This window comes from Variovorax sp. VaC1, assembly GCF_043658315.1.
Lineage (GTDB): Bacteria > Pseudomonadota > Gammaproteobacteria > Burkholderiales > Burkholderiaceae_C > Variovorax.
On record NZ_JBIGLT010000006.1, the window covers coordinates 1 to 17,165 of the forward strand.

A 17,165-nucleotide genomic window follows, 5' to 3' on the forward strand; every position below is an offset into this window, starting at 1 on the left:
TTTGCAGAGGACGACATCAGCGACCTGGCCCACACGTGGTTCCGGGTGCTGCAGACCTTGGTCTCGCATGCCCAGCAGGCCGGCGCCGGCGGCTTCACGCCGTCCGACTTCCCGCTGCTGGCCATCGATCAGGCCGGGATCGAGCAACTGGAGGAAGCCTGCGACCCACTGGAGGAGGCGCTGCCGCTGTCGCCCCTGCAGCAGGGCTTGCTGTTCCATGCCCTGTTCGATGAACGGGAGGCGCACGCCTATGTCTTGCAGCAGGGCTTCGAGCTCACGGGAGCGCTGGACACGGCAGCGCTGCGCGCTGCCGCCACCGCGCTGCTGCAGCGCCATGCCAACTTGCGTGCGGCCTTCTTGCAGCATGACCTTCGCGAGCCCGTGCAGGTCATCCCGCGCCAGGTCACGCTGCCCTGGCAGGAGATCGATCTCTCGTCGCTCGAGCCCGAGGCACGCGAGGCCGCGCTCAGGCTGTGGCTGCAGGAGGATCGGGTGCGTCCGTTCGATCCCGCCCAGGCCCCGCTGCTGCGCTTTGCGCTCGTGCGCCTGGCACCGCAGCGCGCGCGCTTCGTCTTTACCAGCCACCACATCCTGCTGGATGGCTGGTCGATGCCGATCCTGCGCAAGGAGTTGTTCTCGCTGTATGCGAGCAAGGGGGATGCGCGCGCGCTGGCTCCGCTGGCGCCTTATCGCAATTACCTGTCGTGGCTCAGGCAGCAGGACCGCGCGGGCGCCGAGCACGCCTGGCGCACGGCCTTCGCGGGCCTGCAGGAGCCCACCCGGCTGGTCACGACCGCGGCCTCCTCATCGGGCAGGCAGGAGATGCTCTCGCTGAGCCTGCCCCAGGCCCTGGGCGAGGCGCTGGCGCGCCAGGCCCGCCAGCACAGCCTGACGATGAACACGCTGATGCAGGGCGCCTGGGGGGCGCTGCTCGCGCGGCTCACGAGCCGCCAGGATGTGGTCTTCGGCATCACGGTCTCCGGGCGTGCGCCGGAGTTGCCAGGCGTGGAGGGCATGGTGGGGCTGTTCATCAACACCTTGCCGGTGCGCATGCAGTTCGAGCCCTGGGAGCCGATCGCGCAGGTGCTCGCGCGGCTGCAGGACGAGCAGTCTTCCCTGATCGCTCACCAGCACCTGGGCCTGACGGATATCCAGCGCCTGACGGGCTTCAGCGCGCTGTTCGATTCGCTGCTGGTCTACGAGAACTACCCGGTGGACCCGGCTGCGCGTCAGCCTTCGTACAACGGCCTGGTCATCGAGCATGCGGGCTCCAGCGGCGGCGACACCACGCACTATCCGCTGAGCATCACCATCGTGCCGGGCGCGCAACTGCAGTTGCGGGTGGGGTATCGGCCGGACCTGTGGGACCGCGCTGCGGTCGAGCAGTTGGTGGCCCGGCTGCAGCAGGTGCTCCAGGCCATCGCAGCCGATCCCTCGCAGCCCATCGGGAGCATCCAGATCCTGCAGCCCCAGGAGCGCGAGCAGATCCTGCTCGCATGGAACGACACCGCGCACCCCGTGCCCGAAGCGACCCTGCCCGCGCTCTTCGAGCAGCAGGTGGCGCGCGCGCCAGACGCCACCGCCCTGGTCTTCGAGGACACCTCACTGACCTACGGCGAACTCAATGCCCGCGCCAACCAGCTGGCCCATCACCTGATCGCCCAGGGCGTCGGCCCCGAGAGCTTCGTGGCCCTGGCCCTGCCTCGCTCCCTGGACCTGGTGGTCAGCCTCCTGGCCATCCTGAAGGCCGGCGCCGCCTACGTCCCCCTGGATGTGGACTACCCCAAGGACCGCCTGACGTTCATGCTGCAGGATGCCGCGCCGGTCTGCATGATCAGCAACCGCGCCACCGCAGCGGTGCTGCCTCCGGGCGTGCCCACCCTGTGCCTGGACGAGCCCGCCCTCATCGCGCAGCTGGCCTCGGCGCCCCTTGCCAACCCTACCGACCACGACCGCGTCCGGCCACTGCGCCCCGCCAACCCCGCTTACGTCATCTATACCTCCGGCTCCACCGGCAAGCCAAAGGGCGTGGTGGTTCCACAGCAGAACGTCGTGCGACTCCTCGGTGCAACGGAGCAATGGTTTGGATTCGGTCCGCAGGACGTATGGACCCTGTTCCATTCGCACGCCTTCGACTTCTCAGTCTGGGAGCTCTGGGGCGCTCTGCTTCGCGGCGGGCAGTTGATCGTCGTTCCGAGTTTGATCAGCCGTTCCCCCGCAGAGTTCTTGAGCCTGCTCGTGCGCAAGCAGGTGACCGTCCTCAATCAGACACCATCGGCATTCCATCAACTGGCGCAGGCCGAGCGGGAGCACCCGGAGCTGCAGGCCGGCCTGGCTTTGCGCTGCGTGATTTTCGGCGGCGAAGCGCTTGAACTCCGGCTCCTGAAGGACTGGTATGAGAGACACGGCGATGAAGCACCGTCACTCATCAACATGTACGGCATCACAGAAACGACCGTTCATGTCACCTACGCCGCGTTGAGCAAGGCGCTCGTGGGCAGCGACGCCAACAGCCTCATCGGCCGCGGCATTCCGGATCTGCAGACCTACGTTCTGGACGCGGCACTGCAGCCGGCGCCCGTAGGCGTGACGGGTGAGCTGTACATCGCAGGCGCGGGCCTGGCGCGCGGCTATCTGAACAGGCCCGCCCTGAGCGCCGAGCGCTTCGTGGCCAACCCCTTCGGCCCACCGGGCAGCCGCATGTACCGCTCCGGCGACCTGGCGCGCTGGCGAACCGACGGCGTGCTCGACTTCCTCGGACGCGCCGACCAGCAGGTCAAGATCCGGGGGTTCCGCATCGAACTCGGCGAGATCGAGGCAGCCCTGTCCCGGCAGCCTGGTGTCGCTCAGACCGCCGTCATCGCGCGCGAGGACGCACCAGGAAACAAGCAACTGGTGGGCTACGTCGTGGCTGCCACCGGACAGAGCATCGACACCGCAGCCCTGCGCCGCGCGCTGTCCACCGATCTGCCCGACCACATGGTCCCCGCAGCCATCGTCGTACTCGATGCCCTGCCCCTGACACCCAACGGCAAGCTCGACCGCAAGGCCCTGCCCGCACCCGACTTCACGCCGCGCAGCATTCGCGCCCCGCGCACTCCGCAGGAAGAAATCCTGGCCAACCTCTTCGCCGAGGTCCTGCGCCTGCCCCAGGTGGGTATCGACGACAACTTCTTCGACCTGGGCGGCCACTCGCTGCTGGTCACCAGGCTCGTGAGCCGCATCCGCTCTGCACTGGGCGTGGAGCTCGCCATCCGCGTGCTGTTTGAAGCGCCCACGGTCGCACAGTTGGGCCACAGGCTCGTCGGTGCGCAGTCTGCCCGTGCGGTCCTGCAGCCGATGGCGAGGCCCGAACTTATTCCAGTGTCGCTTTCCCAACGACGGCTCTGGCTCCTGTACCAGATCGACGGCCCCACGCCCACCTACAACGTGGCCATGGCCTTGCGGCTGAAGGGGCGGGTTGACGATTCAGCGCTGGCACTGGCCTTGGGCGACCTGGTCGACCGTCACGAAAGCCTGCGCACCGTCTTCAGGGACACGGACGACGCAACACCCTTGCAGCAGATTCTTGCGCCCGAAGACGCGCATCTTGCGATGCAGGTAGAAACGGCGTCCGAAGCCACGCTGGCGCAACGACTCGCCGAGGCAACCGCGCATTGCTTCCAGCTGGGCAGCGAGATTCCGTTTCGCGCCTGGTTGTTCCACCTTGATGCGGATCAGCACGTGCTGTTGCTGCTGTGCCATCACATCGCCAGCGACGGATGGTCGCTCGCACCGCTGGCACGCGATTTGTCCCTGGCCTACGCCGCGCGTGGCCAGGGACAGCCACCGGCATGGACACCCTTGCCGGTGCAGTACGCCGACTACACGCTCTGGCAGCACGAACTGCTGGGCAGCGAACGCAATCCCGACAGCGTCATCACCAAGCAACTGCGCTATTGGCAACGCAGCCTCGCCGGCCTGCCCGAGCAGTTGGAACTCCCGACCGACAGGCCGCGCCCCACGGTGTCCAGCCACCACGGCGAGAGCGTCGCGTTCCGGCTCGACGCGGGCCTGCATCAGGAGCTGCTGACCCTTGCACGCGAGGGGCAGGCCAGTCTGTTCATGGTGCTTCAGGCTGCACTGGCCACCTTGTTCACCCGCCTGGGCGCAGGCACCGACATCCCGCTGGGCAGCCCGATCGCTGGGCGCACGGATGAAGCGCTCGACGACCTGGTGGGCTTCTTCCTGAACACCCTGGTGCTGCGCACCGATACTTCCGGCAACCCGAGCTTTCGCGAGTTGCTGGCACGCGTGCGCGAGACCAACCTGAGTGCCTACGCACACCAGGACCTGCCGTTCGAGCGGCTGGTGGAGGTGCTCAACCCCGCGCGTTCCATGGCTCGCCATCCCCTGTTCCAGGTCTCGCTGGTGCTGCAGAACAATGCCCGCGCCAGCTTCGCATTGCCGGGACTGGAGATCAGCGCCCAACCCATCGGCCTGAACACCGCCAAGTTCGACCTGTCGTTCGAGCTGTGGGAACAGCGTGCCAAGGACGGCTCGCCGCAAGGCATTTCGGGCCGGCTCGAGTTCGCCACCGACCTGTTCGACCGCGCCACTGTCGAATTGCTCGGCGCCCGGTTGCGGTACGTTCTTGCTGCCGTTGCACAGGACCCCGCCCAGCCCATCGGGCAGATCGGAATCCTGCAGCCCGGGGAGCGTGAGCAGATCCTCCAGGGATGGAACGACACCGCGCACCCCGTGCCCCTCGCTACCCTGCCCGCGCTCTTCGAACAGCAAACGGCACGTGCGCCGGACGCGATCGCACTCGTGTTCGACGACGCCTCGCTCAGCTACGGCGAGCTCAACACACGCGCCAATCGCCTCGCCCACCATCTGATCGCGCAAGGCGTGGGACCGGAGAGCTTCGTGGCGCTCGCACTGCCGCGCTCACCGGGAATGATTACGGCGATCCTGGCGATCCTCAAGGCTGGCGCCGCTTACCTGCCGCTGGACGTGGACTACCCCAAAGAGCGCCTGGCCTTCATGCTGGAAGACGCGGCGCCCGTCTGCACGATCACCGACATCGCCACCGCGCAATTGCTGCCGACGGGCGTGCCCAGCCTGTGCCTCGACGACCCGTCCCTCGCGGCCGAGTTGGCCCGGTCATCCGGGCTCGACGTCAGCGATGCCGGGCGCCTAGCGCCGCTCGCCGTGCTCAACCCGGCCTACGTCATCTATACCTCGGGCTCCACCGGCAGGCCGAAGGGCGTGGTCACCACCCACGAAGATGTCGCCCATCTGGCGCTCAATTCCCGTTGGCAGGGGAACGGCCCGGCCAGGGTCCTTCAGCACTCGACGCACACCTTCGACGCGTCCACCTTCGAGCTGTGGATGCCTCTCTTGAGTGGAGGGCAGGTCATCCTCGCGCCTGCGCGAGAGCTCGACATTCCCACGCTGCGAGACTTGATCGCCCATCAGCGCATCAACACCCTGTGGCTCACCGCAGGCCTGTTCCATCTCTTCGCCGAAGAAGATCCAAGCTGCTTCGAAGGATTGCAGCATCTGCTCGCGGGGGGCGATGTGTTGCTCCCCACGGCCGTCCGGCGGGTGCTTGCGCGTTGCCCGTCCCTCACGCTGACGAACGGCTACGGACCGACGGAGACGACCACCTTCGCCACGCTGCATTCCCTTCGCCATCCGCTCCAGGCAGATCGGGGCATCCCGATCGGCTCTGCGCTGGGCAACACCCAGCTCTACGTGCTGGACGCACAGCTGAACCCGGTCCCCGCGGGCGTACCGGGTGAGTTGTATATCGCAGGCACCGGGCTGGCGCGCGGCTATCTGAACAGAGCCGGCCTGAGCGCCGAGCGCTTCGTGGCCAACCCCTTCGGCGCGCCGGGCAGCCGCATGTACCGCAGCGGCGATCTCGCGCGATGGCGCACCGACCGGGTACTCGACTTCCTTGGGCGCGCCGATCAGCAGGTCAAGATCCGCGGGTTCCGCATCGAGCTCGGCGACGTCGAGACGGCCCTGACTGGCTTGCCCGACATTGCCCAGGCCGTCGTCATAGCCCGTGAGGAGCAGCCCGGGCACAAGCAGCTCGTGGGCTATGTCGTGGCACAGGATGCCCAGCGCGTGGAGGCGCAGGCCGTGCGCCGCACACTGGCAGATCGGTTGCCCGACTACATGGTGCCCGCGGCCATCGTGGTGCTGGACAGCCTGCCGCTCACACCCAACGGCAAGCTCGACCGCAAGGCACTTCCAGCGCCGGACTTCACATCCCGGAGCGTTCGAGCCCCTCGCACGCCACAGGAAGAGACTCTGGTGGCGCTTTTCGCGGAAGTCCTGCGCCTGCCCCAGGTGGGCATCGACGACAACTTCTTCGACCTGGGCGGCCACTCGCTGCTGGCCACCAAGCTCGTTGGCCGCATCCGCTCGGCACTGGGCATCGAGCTGGCCATCCGGACGCTGTTCGAGAGTCCCACCGTCGACCAGTTGAGCGAAAGCATCAACTCGAGCCGCCAGTCGAACTCCTTCGATGTGATGATTCCGCTGCGCCTGACCGGCCACCTGCCGCCGCTCTTCTGCATTCATCCGGCAGCCGGACTCAGTTGGGGGTTTTCGTCGCTCATCAAGCACCTGGGGAAAGACCGTCCGGTCTACGGACTTCAGGCACGCGGATTCACGGAATTCGATCGCATGCCAAAAACGATCGAGGAAATGGCGGCCGACTACCTCGACCAGATCATGAAGGTCCAACCGACGGGCCCCTACAACATATTGGGCTGGTCATTCGGCGGCTATGTGGCCTACGAGATCATTCACATCCTTTCGAAGAAGAAGGAAGCCAACAACAGGCTCATTCTTCTGGACACGTATCCGCCCACGGATCGCACGCACGTGCAGTCCTCGCCGGAAAAAAGAGCGAGGACCTACAACGAATACAGGAAATTCTTCGTGAACCAGGCAACCTATTCCAAGGATCAGGGAGAGGAATCGGTCGAAAAGATGTGGCAGGTCGTCAAGAACAACATCTCGATGTTCGACAGGTACAGGCCGCCGACGATCAACGAGAACCTCACCCTCTTTGTTGCCGCCAAGACATTCCGCCTTCCCAATCCTGACGCATGGTCTCCCTACGTGAGCGGGCAAATAAACATCCACGAAATTCCATGCCCTCACGGAACAATGACAGCGCCGGAATCGATGGCTCAGATCGGCCGGATTCTGACCACGCATCTGGACTGAGTTCGGGCAGGCGACTTTCCAACAGCCAGGCAGCATGAACCGCAGCGACCCCATCCCCTCGCTCTCCACCGCCGCGCGAGACAGGCAGCCCGTGCAGAGCAAGGACTCCGAATGGCATGTGCTGCGCCGGCTTTTTCCGTACCTGTGGCACTACAAATGGCGTGTGGTGGCGGCGCTTACGCTGATGGTGGGTTCCAGGCTCGCCAACATCGGCGTCATCGTCGTTTTCAAGATACTCATCGACACCGTCACCCCCCACCTGAACAAGACGCAGAGCATGCTGGTGGTGCCGGTTGCTCTGCTCACGATCTACGGGGTGCTGCGGTTTTCGAGTTCGCTGTTCAACGAGTTGCGCGAACTGGTGTTCGCGAAGGCCACCGAGGGCGCAGCGCGCAGCATCGCGCTGGAGGTGTTCGAACACCTGTATGCGCTATCGCTGCGCTTTCACCTCGAAAGGCGCACCGGCGGCATGACGCGCGACATAGAGCGCGGGACACGCGCGGTGCGCTCGCTGATCGCCATGTCGCTCTACAGCATCGTGCCCACGATCATCGAATTGGCCTTGGTGCTGGCCATCCTCGGCGTGAAGTTCGGCGTGCTCTTTCTGCTGATCGCGGCGATGTCGCTGGCGCTCTACATGGTCTTCACCAAGGTGGTGACCGATTGGCGCACGCAGTTTCGCAAGGTCATGAACGAGATCGACTCGAAGACGCACAGCCACGCGATCGATTCGCTGCTCAACTACGAGACGGTCAAGTATTTCAACAACGAAGCCCTTGAGGCGCGCCGCTACAAGGACGGGTTGGGGCAACTGAGCGAGGCGGCGCTGAAGAGCCAGATCTCCTTGAGCCTGCTCAATGCCGGGCAGCAGTTTCTCATTACCGTGGGCATGTCGCTCATTCTTTGGCGCGCGGCCGCGGGCGTGGTCGAGGGCCATCTGACGCTGGGCGACCTGGTGATGGTCAACGCCTTCATGATCCAACTGTTCATTCCACTCAATCTGCTGGGTGCGGTCTACCGCGAGATCAAGCAGAGCCTGACGGATCTGGACCGGATGTTCGTGCTGCTCGGCACGAAGTGCGAGGTACTGGATGCCCCGGATGCGCATGCACTCTCGGGCAGCAACTCCGAGGTGCGTTTTGACGACGTGAGCTTTGGGTACGACCCGAGTCATCCGCTTCTCAGGCACATGAGCTTTGAGATTCCCGCCGGCAAGACCGTGGCGGTGGTCGGTGCATCGGGCGCGGGCAAGTCGACACTGGCGCGGCTCCTGTACCGCTTCTACGATGTTCAGGAAGGCCGCATCACCATCGGTGGCGAAGACATCCGGCAGGTCACGCAGTCGAGCTTGCGGCAGGCCATCGGCATCGTGCCGCAAGACACCGTGCTGTTCAACGACACGGTGGCCTACAACATCGCCTACGGCCGCCCGGACGCCAGCCACGACGAGGTGGTGGCTGCAGCCACGGCGGCGCGCATCCACGACTTCATCATGGCCACGCCCAAGGGCTACGAAACCCCCGTGGGCGAGCGCGGCCTCAAATTGTCGGGGGGCGAAAAACAGCGCCTCGCCATCGCACGCACCTTGCTGAAGAACCCGCCGCTGCTGATCTTCGACGAGGCCACGTCGGCGCTGGACTCCGCCAACGAGCGCGCCATCCAGGCCGAACTGGCCAGCGCCTTGCGCGGCAGAACCACGCTCGTGATCGCACACAGGCTCTCGACTGTCGTGGACGCACACGAGATCCTCGTGATGAACGCAGGCAGCATCGTGGAGCGCGGCACCCATGCCCAGTTGCTTGCCAAAGGCGGGGACTATGCCCACATGTGGGCGCTGCAGAAAGAGGGGCGTGTACCCGCCGAAAAGGGCGAATAGACTGGCACGCTATGCAGCAAACGCCCTCTTCTTCCTCCTTCAGCAGCGGCTGGCTCGGTGGTGCGATCCGCCGCATCGAGGCCGACTACCAGCGCAGTGCCGACACGCACCTCATCCCGCTGCCGCTGCCCGCGCTCGCCGCGCAGGGCATCGACCTGTACCTGAAGGACGAATCGACGCACCCGACCGGCAGCCTCAAGCACCGGCTCGCGCGCTCGCTGTTTCTCTATGCGCTGTGCAACGGCTGGGTGCGCGAAGGCACGACCATCGTCGAGGCGTCCAGCGGCTCGACGGCCGTGAGCGAGGCCTACTTCGCGCGGCTGCTGGGCCTGCCCTTCATCGCGGTGATGCCGCGCACCACCTCGCCCGAGAAGATCGCGCAGATCGCCTTCTATGGCGCGAGCTGCCACTTCGTCGACCATGCGGCGCAGGTCTATGAAGAAGCGCGCGCGCTGGCCGAGCGCACCGGTGGCCACTACATGGACCAGTTCACGTATGCCGAGCGCGCGACCGACTGGCGCGGCAACAACAACATCGCCGAGAGCATGTTCCAGCAGATGGCGCGCGAGCGGCATCCGGTGCCGCGGTGGATCGTGGTGGGCGCCGGCACCGGCGGCACCAGCGCCACCATCGGGCGCTACCTGCGCTTTCGCGGCCACGACACGCAGGTGTGCGTGGCCGACCCCGAAGGCTCGGTGTTCTCGGCCTACCACCGCACGGGCGACGCCGCGCTCACCGCCGCGGGCTCGCGCATCGAAGGCATCGGCCGTCCGCGCGTGGAGCCCAGCTTCATCCGCACGCTGGTCGATCGCATGATCGAGGTGCCGAACCTCGACTCGGTGGCGGCGATGCATGCGCTGTCGGCACTGCTCGGGCGCAAGGTCGGCCCGTCGACCGGCACCAACTTCATCGGCATGCTCGCCGTGGCGCAGGAGATGCGCGCGGCCGGCCAGCAAGGCTCGATTCTTTCGCTGCTGTGCGATGCGGGCGAGCGCTACCTGCCGAGCTACCACGATGCGGCGTGGGTGCGAAACGCCTTCGGCGACCTCGGCCCGGTGCAGCAGCGCGTCGACGCGTTGGTTGCTGCCTGATGCCCGCGTCTTTCACGCTGTCGCGGCGCGGCCTGCTGCTGGCCGCGCTGTGCGCGGGGCCGGCCGCCTGGGCCTTGCCTGCGCGCACGCTGCAGTTTCCGCGCGACTTCGGCAGCCACCCCGACCTGAACACCGAGTGGTGGTACATCACCGGCCACGCGAAGACCACGGCCGGACGCGAGTTCGGTTTTCAGGTCACCTTCTTCCGCTCACGCATCGAGGCCACGCAGGACATGCGCTCGGCCTTCGCGGCCAAGAACCTCGTGTTCGCGCACGCGGCCATCACCGACCTCGAAGGCCGCGTGCTGCTGCACGACCAGCGCATCGCACGCGCGGGCTTCGGCGTTGCGTCGGCGAGCGAGGCCGACACCGACGTGCGCATCCGCGACTGGTCGCTGGCGCGCAAGGACGGCGGCTATTCGGCGCGCATCCCCGCTGGCGAGTTCACGCTCGACCTGCGCTTCACGCCGACGCAACCGGTGCTGCTGCAAGGCAATGCCGGCCTCTCGCGCAAGGGCCCTGACGAAGCACAGGCCAGCTACTACTACAGCGAGCCGCAGCTCAAGGCGCAGGGCAAGCTGATGCTCAAGGGCCAGGCCTTCGAGGTCGACGGCGCGGCCTGGCTCGACCACGAATGGAGCGAGGCGTTGATGCACCCCGAGGCCGTGGGCTGGGACTGGATCGGCATGAACCTCGACGACGGCAGCGCCCTCACCGCCTTCCACCTGCGCCGCGCCGACGGCAGTGCGCTGTGGGGCGGCGGCTCGTTCCGTCCGCGTGACGGTGCGGCGCGCATCTTCAAGAACGACGAGGTGCGCTTCGAGGCCCTCAATGCGTGGACCAGTCCGCGCACGCAGGCCAAGTACCCGACGCAATGGCGCGTGCAAACGCCTTCGGGCAACTTCGAGGTGCGCGCGCTGCTCGACGACCAGGAACTCGACAGCCGCGGATCGACGGGCGGCGTGTACTGGGAAGGCCTCAGCGACCTGCTCGATGCGCAGGGCCGCCGCGTGGGGCGCGGTTACCTCGAAATGACCGGTTACGCCGCCCCCCTTCGCCTGTAACGGTTGTAGCGCAACGCAAGCCCCGACAACCGGCCACGGGCCGCGTGCGTTGGGAGTCGTGCATTGCATGACTTGAAAAAGAGAGGACCCCCATGACGATTCGAATCACCGCACTGGCACTGGCCGGCGCCTGTTCACTGCTGGCCGTTCCGATGGCCGCGAACGCGCAGGTCTCGGTCAACATCAACGTACCCGGCCTGGTCATGACGGCACCGCCGCCGCCACGCTACGAGCCCGCGCCGCCACCGCGCGGCGGCTTCGTCTGGGTGCCCGGCCGCTGGGCCTGGGACGGCCGCGCCTATGCATGGCAGCGAGGCAGCTGGCAGCCCGAGCGCGTGGGCTACGCCTACGCACCGGGCCGCTGGGTGGAAGACCGCGGCGGCTGGCGCTGGGCCGATGGCGACTGGCGCCGGCGCGAAGAGCGCCGCGAGCGCGAATGGAACGACGACCACCGCCGCCATGACCGCGGCGACGATCGCCGTGGACATGATCGCGACCGGGGCGACTTCTGCCCGCCCGGCCAGGCGAAAAAGGGCAACTGCTGACAGCAATGAAAAAGGGAGCCAGACGGCTCCCTTTTTTTGCGTCGGCCGGTCTGCCTACTTCGCGCGCCGCCGCTCGATGAACGCGATGAGCTCGGGGCCGATCGATGAATGCCGAATCCGTTTTGCTTACGGCATCACGGCCATCGATCAGCAGGGAGGCAAGGGAAGACGCTCCGAGAACTCGATCCGGGTGGCGTCGTTGGAGGGTTCTTCATCCACATAGCCGTTTGGAAGAGCGGCCGTTGCGCGTCCCAGTACATAGACATAGTCTCTGTTCGTTGACACGGGATTCAGGCAGCTCCCGGTCCGGAATGCCTGTGAAGCGCGCACCTCCACCGTACTGGCGGGGGCCAGCTCGTTGACCAGGCTGCAGCGCACGTCGAACAACAGGCCCTCGCCGGGGACACTGGGACCTGGCACGGGTTGACCCACATTCACGCCGGGGCACTTCAGGTTCTGGTCGATGGAAGTGATAGTGGCCTCCACATAGCCGTTGTACGTACCCGCCTTGGTACGGCCGTCAAAGTTCGTGTAGATCTGGATTCGCAGCTCGGTGCCGATCGGCAACGGCTTGGTGCCTGCGTTGGTCAACTTCGCCGTGCCCAGTCCGAGGCTCGAGACCTGGGCGTCATACCCTGTGTATCCAGCTTGCGCATGCGACAAGGCCGCCGAAGCGGCCAGTGTGGATGCCAGGAAAACACGGACCATTGCCCGTGCCACTCCGACATCATGCAAGCGTGCGAACGTCTTCACTCTCATGATTGCACTCCCTTTGGTTGGTTGATTGGCTGGCCAAAACCAGCCGTCCAAATTCTAGTTCTGGCCCTGGATCGGGGAGCTCGAAACGAGGGTGATGCCGCCGCTGTCGGCACTCAAGAGGGCTGGCTGGACGCCCAAAAAAAAGGAGCCATGCGGCTCCTTTTTCTGCTTGATCGGGGTCTGCCTACTTCGCGCGCCGCCGCTCGATGAACGCGATGATCTCGCCCATGATCCCCTTGCGGAAGGCGAGCACGCAGATCACGAAGATCAGGCCCGTGACCATGGTCACCGACTCGCCCAGCGTGTTGAACCAATCGACCGTCGTGATGCGCGCGAGGAAGCTGCCGAGTTCGCCGATCTTGTTCTCCAGCAGCACCACCACGGCTGAACCGACCAGCGGACCCGACAGCGTGCCGAGGCCACCCACCAGCGTCATCAGGATGACCTGGCCCGAAGCGGTCCAGTGGACGTCCGACAGCGTGGCGAAGCCCAGCACCAGCGTCTTGAGTGAACCGGCCAGGCCCGAAAGCGCGGCCGAGATCACGAAGGCCAGCAGCTTGAAGCGATTCACGTCGTAGCCCAGCGACAGCGCGCGCGGCTCGTTCTCCTTGATGCCCTTGAGCACCTGGCCGAACGGCGAGTGGATGGTGCGCACGATGAGCAGGAAGGCCGCCACCACGATCACCAGCGCGACGTAGTACATCGTGAGGTCGCCCGACAGGTCGATCAGGCCGAAGAGCTTGCCGCGCGGCACGCCTTGCAGGCCGTCTTCGCCGCCGGTGAACTTGGCCTGCAGCGCGACGAAGAACATCATCTGCGCCAGCGCCAGCGTGATCATCGCGAAGTAGATGCCCTGGCGGCGGATGGCCAGCACGCCGAACAGCCAGCCGAGCAATGCGCCGGTGAGCGTGCCCGCGAGCAGCCCCAGTTCGGGCGTGAGGCCCCAGACCTTCATGGCATGCCCCGCCACGTAGGCCGAGCCCCCAAGAAAGGCCGCATGCCCGAACGACAGCAGGCCAGTGAAGCCCAGCAGCAGGTTGAAGGCCGCGGCGAACAGCGCGAAGCACATGAGCTTCATCACGAACACCGGGTAGGCGCCGAAGAACGGCGCGACGATGAGCGCGAGCAGCAGCAGGCCGTAGACGACGGTGGAGATCTTTTTCATGTTCATGCCGTCCGCCTTATTTTTCTTTGCCGAACAGGCCGGCCGGACGGATGAGCAGCACGATGACCATGATCACGAACACGACGGTGGAAGAAGCCTCGGGATAGAAGACCTTGGTGAAGCCCTCGATCACGCCCAGGCCCAGGCCGGTGAGGATGGCGCCCATGATCGAGCCCATGCCGCCGATCACCACCACCGCGAACACCACGATGATGAGGTTCTGCCCCATCAGCGGCGACACCTGGATCACCGGTGCCGCCAGCACGCCGGCGAAGGCGGCGAGCGCGCAACCGAAGGCATAGGTCAGCGTGATCATCAGCGGCACGTTGACGCCGAAGGCTTCCACGAGCCGCGGGTTCTCGGTGCCCGCGCGCAGGTAGGCGCCCAGGCGCGTCTTCTCGATCACGTACCAGGTGGCAAAGCAGACCACGAGCGATGCGACCACCACCCAGGCCCGGTAGTTGGGCAGCACCATAAAGCCCAGGTCGGTGGCGCTCGACAGCGCCTCGGGCGCGTCGTAGGCCAGGCCCGACACGCCATAGACCGAGCGGAACACGCCTTCGATCAGCAGCGTGAGGCCCAGCGTGAGCAACAGGCCGTAGAGGTGGTCGAGCTTGTAGATCCAGCGCAGCAGCAGCCGCTCGATCAACACGCCGAAAAGGCCGATGACGATGGGCGCCACCAGCAGCATCACCCAGTAGTTGATGCCGAAATATTCCATGGCCATCCAGGTGAGGATGGCGCCCATCATGAACAGCGCGCCGTGCGCGAAGTTGATGACGTTGAGCAGGCCGAAGATCACCGCGAGCCCGAGGCTCAGGATCGCGTAGAACGAGCCGTTGACCAGCCCCAGGAGGAGCTGGCTCAACAGGCCGGGTAGGGAAATGGTCATAAGCGTTTCAACGAACCCGGGCGCCGCGGCGGCGCCCGCGGGAGATCATTTCCAGAGGGCGCACTTGCTCTCGGCCTTGGTCGTGAAGACTTCTTCACCCTTGAGCTTCTGGACCACCTTGTAGTAGTCCCAGGGCTGCTTCGATTCGGCCGGCGACTTGACCTGCACCAGGTACATGTCGTGCACGAAGCGGCCATCGGCGCGCACGGTGCCCTTGGCGTAGAAGTCGTCGATGGGCGTCTTCTTGATGGTCTCCATGACCTTGTCGGCATCGACCGTCTTGGCGGCCTGCACGGCCTTCAGGTAGGTCATGGTGGCCGAGTAGTCGGCCGCCTGGATGTCGGTGGGCATGCGCTTGGTCTTCTCGAAGAAGCGCTTGCCGAAGGCGCGCGTCTTGTCGTCCAGGTTCCAGTCCCAGCTGGTGGTGAGCAGCAGGCCTTCGGTGTTCTTCAGGCCCAGGCTGTGCACGTCGGTCACGAACACCAGCAGGCCGACCATCTTCATCGTCTTGGTGATGCCGAATTCCTTGGCCGACTTGATGGCGTTCTGCGTGTCGCCACCCGCATTGGCCAGGGCCAGCACCTGGGCCTTGGAGTTCTGCGCCTGCAGCAGGAAGGACGAGAAGTCGGAGGTGTTCAGCGGATGCTTCACGCTGCCCACCACGGTGCCGCCCTTTTCCTTCACGACGCGGCTGGCGTCGGCCTCGAGCGCCTGGCCGAAGGCGTAGTCGGCGGTGAGAAAGTACCAGCTCTTGTCGCCACGCGCGATCACCGCGCTGCCCGTGCCCTTGGCCAGCGCCACGGTGTCGTAGGCGTAGTGCACGGTGTAGGGGCTGCACTGTTCATTGGTGAGCGCCGAGCTGCCCGCGCCGTTCACGATGAAGACGCGCTTTTTCTCTTGCGCCACCTTGGCCATGGCCAGCCCGGTGCTGGAGGTCGTGCCGCCGAACAGCATCGTCAGGCCCTGCGTGTCGATCCACTCGCGCGCCTTCGACGCCGCGATGTCGGCCTTGTTCTGGTGGTCGGCCTGCAGCAGCTCGATGGGCATGCCGTTGACCTTGCCGCCGAAGTCGTCGATGGCCATCTGGATGGCGATCGCACCGTTCTTGCCCTCCACGTCCGCGTAGAGGCTCGACATGTCGGTGATGAAACCGATCTTGACCTTCTCCTGGGCCTGCGCCGCGCCCGCCGCCATGAGGCAGGTGGCAACGAGGCAGGCGGAGGCGATGAGCGTGCGTTTCATGGAGTGATCCTCTTTTTTTGACTTCGATGGAAAGGTCTGCTGGCGCGGCTTCAGCCGTTTACTTCCAGAGGGCGCACTTGGTCTCGGCCTTGGTCGTGAAGACCTGGTCGCCCGGCAGCGTCTTGAGCACCTTCAGGTAGTCCCATGGCTTCTTGGATTCGGCGGGCGACTTCACCTCGACCAGGTACATGTCGTGGATGAAGCTGCCGTCGGCGCGGATCTGGCCCTTGCCGTAGAAGTCGTCGATCTTCATGCTCTTGAGCTGCGCCATCACCTTGTCGGAGTCGGTGGTCTTGGCGGCGGCCACGGCCTTCAGGTAGGTCATGGTGGCCGAGTAGTCGGCGGCCTGCACGTCGGTCGGCATGCGCTTGGTCTTCTCGAAGAAGCGGTTGGCGAACTTGCGCGACTCGTCGTTCAGGTCCCAGTACCAGCTGGTGGTGTGCAGCAGGCCTTCGGTGTTCTTCAGGCCCAGGCTGTGGATGTCGCTCAAGAAGACCAGCAGGCCGGCGGTCTTCATGGTCTTGTTGATGCCGAATTCCTTGGCGGCCTTGATCGAGTTGATGGTGTCGCCACCGGCATTGGCCAGGCCCAGGATCTGCGCCTTGGAGTTCTGCGCCTGCAGCAGGAACGAGGAGAAGTCCGACGCGTTCAGCGGGTGGCGCACAGCGCCCACCACGGTGCCGCCCTTTTCCTTCACGACCTTGGTGGTGTCGGCTTCGAGCGCATGGCCGAAGGCGTAGTCGGCCGTCAGGAAGAACCAGCTCTTGCCACCGCGATCGACCACCGCGGCGCCCGTGCCCTTGGCCAGCGCCACGGTGTCGTAGGCATAGTGCACGGTGTAGGGGCTGCACTGCTCGTTGGTGAGAACCGAGCTGCCGGCGCCGTTGTTGAAGTACACGCGCTTCTTTTCTTCCGCCACCTTGGCGGTGGCCAGCGCCACGCCCGAGTTGGTGCCGCCGAAGACCATGGTCACGCCGGCGGTGTCGATCCATTCGCGGGCCTTGGAGGCGGCGATGTCGGCCTTGTTCTGGTGGTCGGCCACCAGCAGCTCGATGGGCTGGCCCAGCGCCTTGCCGCCGAAGTCGTCGATGGCCATCTGGATGGCGGTGGCGCCGCCCTTGCCTTCCAGGTCGGCGTACAGGCTCGACAGGTCGGTGACGAAGCCGATCTTCACTTTTTCCTGTGCCTGCGCGGCGCCTGCGCCCAATGCGAGGATGCCGATGGCGGTTGCGATGAGGCCGAGTTTCTTGTTCATGCTGTTGTCTCCTGAAGAAATCTTTGTGGGACGAAAGGAACGGGTC

10 protein-coding genes are annotated in these 17,165 nt (G+C 65.6%); 5 read left to right on the forward strand and 5 right to left on the reverse strand.

Features of this window, described 5'->3' with window-relative positions; genetic code table 11:
- Window positions 1–45: 45 nt before the first annotated feature.
- The 5 genes from ACGLHS_RS22965 (at window position 46) to ACGLHS_RS22985 (ending at window position 11,806) form a co-directional block, all read left to right on the forward strand.
- The gene (locus tag ACGLHS_RS22965) at window positions 46–7,230 is read left to right on the forward strand and encodes an amino acid adenylation domain-containing protein (protein WP_394483563.1); all 7,185 of its coding nucleotides are present in this window, start codon (window positions 46–48) and stop codon (window positions 7,228–7,230) included.
- A 34-nt stretch (window positions 7,231–7,264) separates the two neighbouring features.
- Complete coding sequence (locus ACGLHS_RS22970) at window positions 7,265–9,106, forward strand: ABCB family ABC transporter ATP-binding protein/permease (RefSeq protein ID WP_394483565.1); 1,842 nt, start codon at window positions 7,265–7,267, stop codon at window positions 9,104–9,106.
- An 11-nt stretch (window positions 9,107–9,117) separates the two neighbouring features.
- Window positions 9,118–10,197 carry a PLP-dependent cysteine synthase family protein gene (locus ACGLHS_RS22975; RefSeq protein ID WP_394483567.1) on the forward strand — a complete coding sequence of 360 codons (1,080 nt, stop codon included), beginning with the start codon at window positions 9,118–9,120 and terminating at the stop codon, window positions 10,195–10,197.
- On the forward strand, window positions 10,197–11,261 hold the full coding sequence (locus tag ACGLHS_RS22980; protein WP_394483569.1) for a lipocalin-like domain-containing protein: 1,065 nt from the start codon (window positions 10,197–10,199) through the stop codon (window positions 11,259–11,261). Before ACGLHS_RS22975 ends, ACGLHS_RS22980 begins: the two co-directional genes overlap by 1 nt.
- 92 nt (window positions 11,262–11,353) lie before the next feature.
- Window positions 11,354–11,806: a hypothetical protein gene (locus ACGLHS_RS22985; RefSeq protein WP_394483571.1), complete on the forward strand. Its 453-nt coding sequence runs from the start codon at window positions 11,354–11,356 to the stop codon at window positions 11,804–11,806.
- 147 nt (window positions 11,807–11,953) lie between these two features.
- On the opposite strand, the gene ACGLHS_RS22990 is transcribed toward ACGLHS_RS22985, so the two are convergent.
- The 5 genes from ACGLHS_RS22990 to ACGLHS_RS23010 all read right to left on the reverse strand — a co-directional run bounded on the left by ACGLHS_RS22990 (window position 11,954) and on the right by ACGLHS_RS23010 (window position 17,119).
- The gene (locus ACGLHS_RS22990; protein ID WP_394483573.1) at window positions 11,954–12,565 is read right to left on the reverse strand and encodes a hypothetical protein; all 612 of its coding nucleotides are present in this window, start codon (window positions 12,563–12,565) and stop codon (window positions 11,954–11,956) included.
- Between the two features lie 184 nt (window positions 12,566–12,749).
- Entirely contained in the window at window positions 12,750–13,736 is a 987-nt protein-coding gene (locus tag ACGLHS_RS22995; protein WP_176801072.1) for a branched-chain amino acid ABC transporter permease, read from the reverse strand.
- A 10-nt stretch (window positions 13,737–13,746) separates the two neighbouring features.
- Complete coding sequence (locus ACGLHS_RS23000; RefSeq protein WP_394483575.1) at window positions 13,747–14,622, reverse strand: branched-chain amino acid ABC transporter permease; 876 nt, start codon at window positions 14,620–14,622, stop codon at window positions 13,747–13,749.
- Between the two features lie 45 nt (window positions 14,623–14,667).
- The gene (locus tag ACGLHS_RS23005; protein ID WP_256327269.1) at window positions 14,668–15,816 is read right to left on the reverse strand and encodes an ABC transporter substrate-binding protein; all 1,149 of its coding nucleotides are present in this window, start codon (window positions 15,814–15,816) and stop codon (window positions 14,668–14,670) included.
- Between the two features lie 106 nt (window positions 15,817–15,922).
- Entirely contained in the window at window positions 15,923–17,119 is a 1,197-nt protein-coding gene (locus tag ACGLHS_RS23010; protein ID WP_093239321.1) for an ABC transporter substrate-binding protein, read from the reverse strand.
- Window positions 17,120–17,165 lie beyond the last annotated feature (46 nt).

Coding starts and splice junctions, on each gene's coding strand:
- ACGLHS_RS22990 (WP_394483573.1), bottom strand. CDS start 12,565: ATGAGAGTGAAGACGTTCGCACGCTTGCATGATGTCGGAGTGGCACGG.
- ACGLHS_RS22995 (WP_176801072.1), bottom strand. CDS start 13,736: ATGAACATGAAAAAGATCTCCACCGTCGTCTACGGCCTGCTGCTGCTC.
- ACGLHS_RS23000 (WP_394483575.1), bottom strand. CDS start 14,622: ATGACCATTTCCCTACCCGGCCTGTTGAGCCAGCTCCTCCTGGGGCTG.
- ACGLHS_RS23005 (WP_256327269.1), bottom strand. CDS start 15,816: ATGGCGGCGGGCGCGGCGCAGGCCCAGGAGAAGGTCAAGATCGGTTTC.
- ACGLHS_RS22985 (WP_394483571.1), top strand. CDS start 11,354: ATGACGATTCGAATCACCGCACTGGCACTGGCCGGCGCCTGTTCACTG.
- ACGLHS_RS22970 (WP_394483565.1), top strand. CDS start 7,265: ATGAACCGCAGCGACCCCATCCCCTCGCTCTCCACCGCCGCGCGAGAC.
- ACGLHS_RS22980 (WP_394483569.1), top strand. CDS start 10,197: ATGCCCGCGTCTTTCACGCTGTCGCGGCGCGGCCTGCTGCTGGCCGCG.
- ACGLHS_RS23010 (WP_093239321.1), bottom strand. CDS start 17,119: ATGAACAAGAAACTCGGCCTCATCGCAACCGCCATCGGCATCCTCGCA.
- ACGLHS_RS22975 (WP_394483567.1), top strand. CDS start 9,118: ATGCAGCAAACGCCCTCTTCTTCCTCCTTCAGCAGCGGCTGGCTCGGT.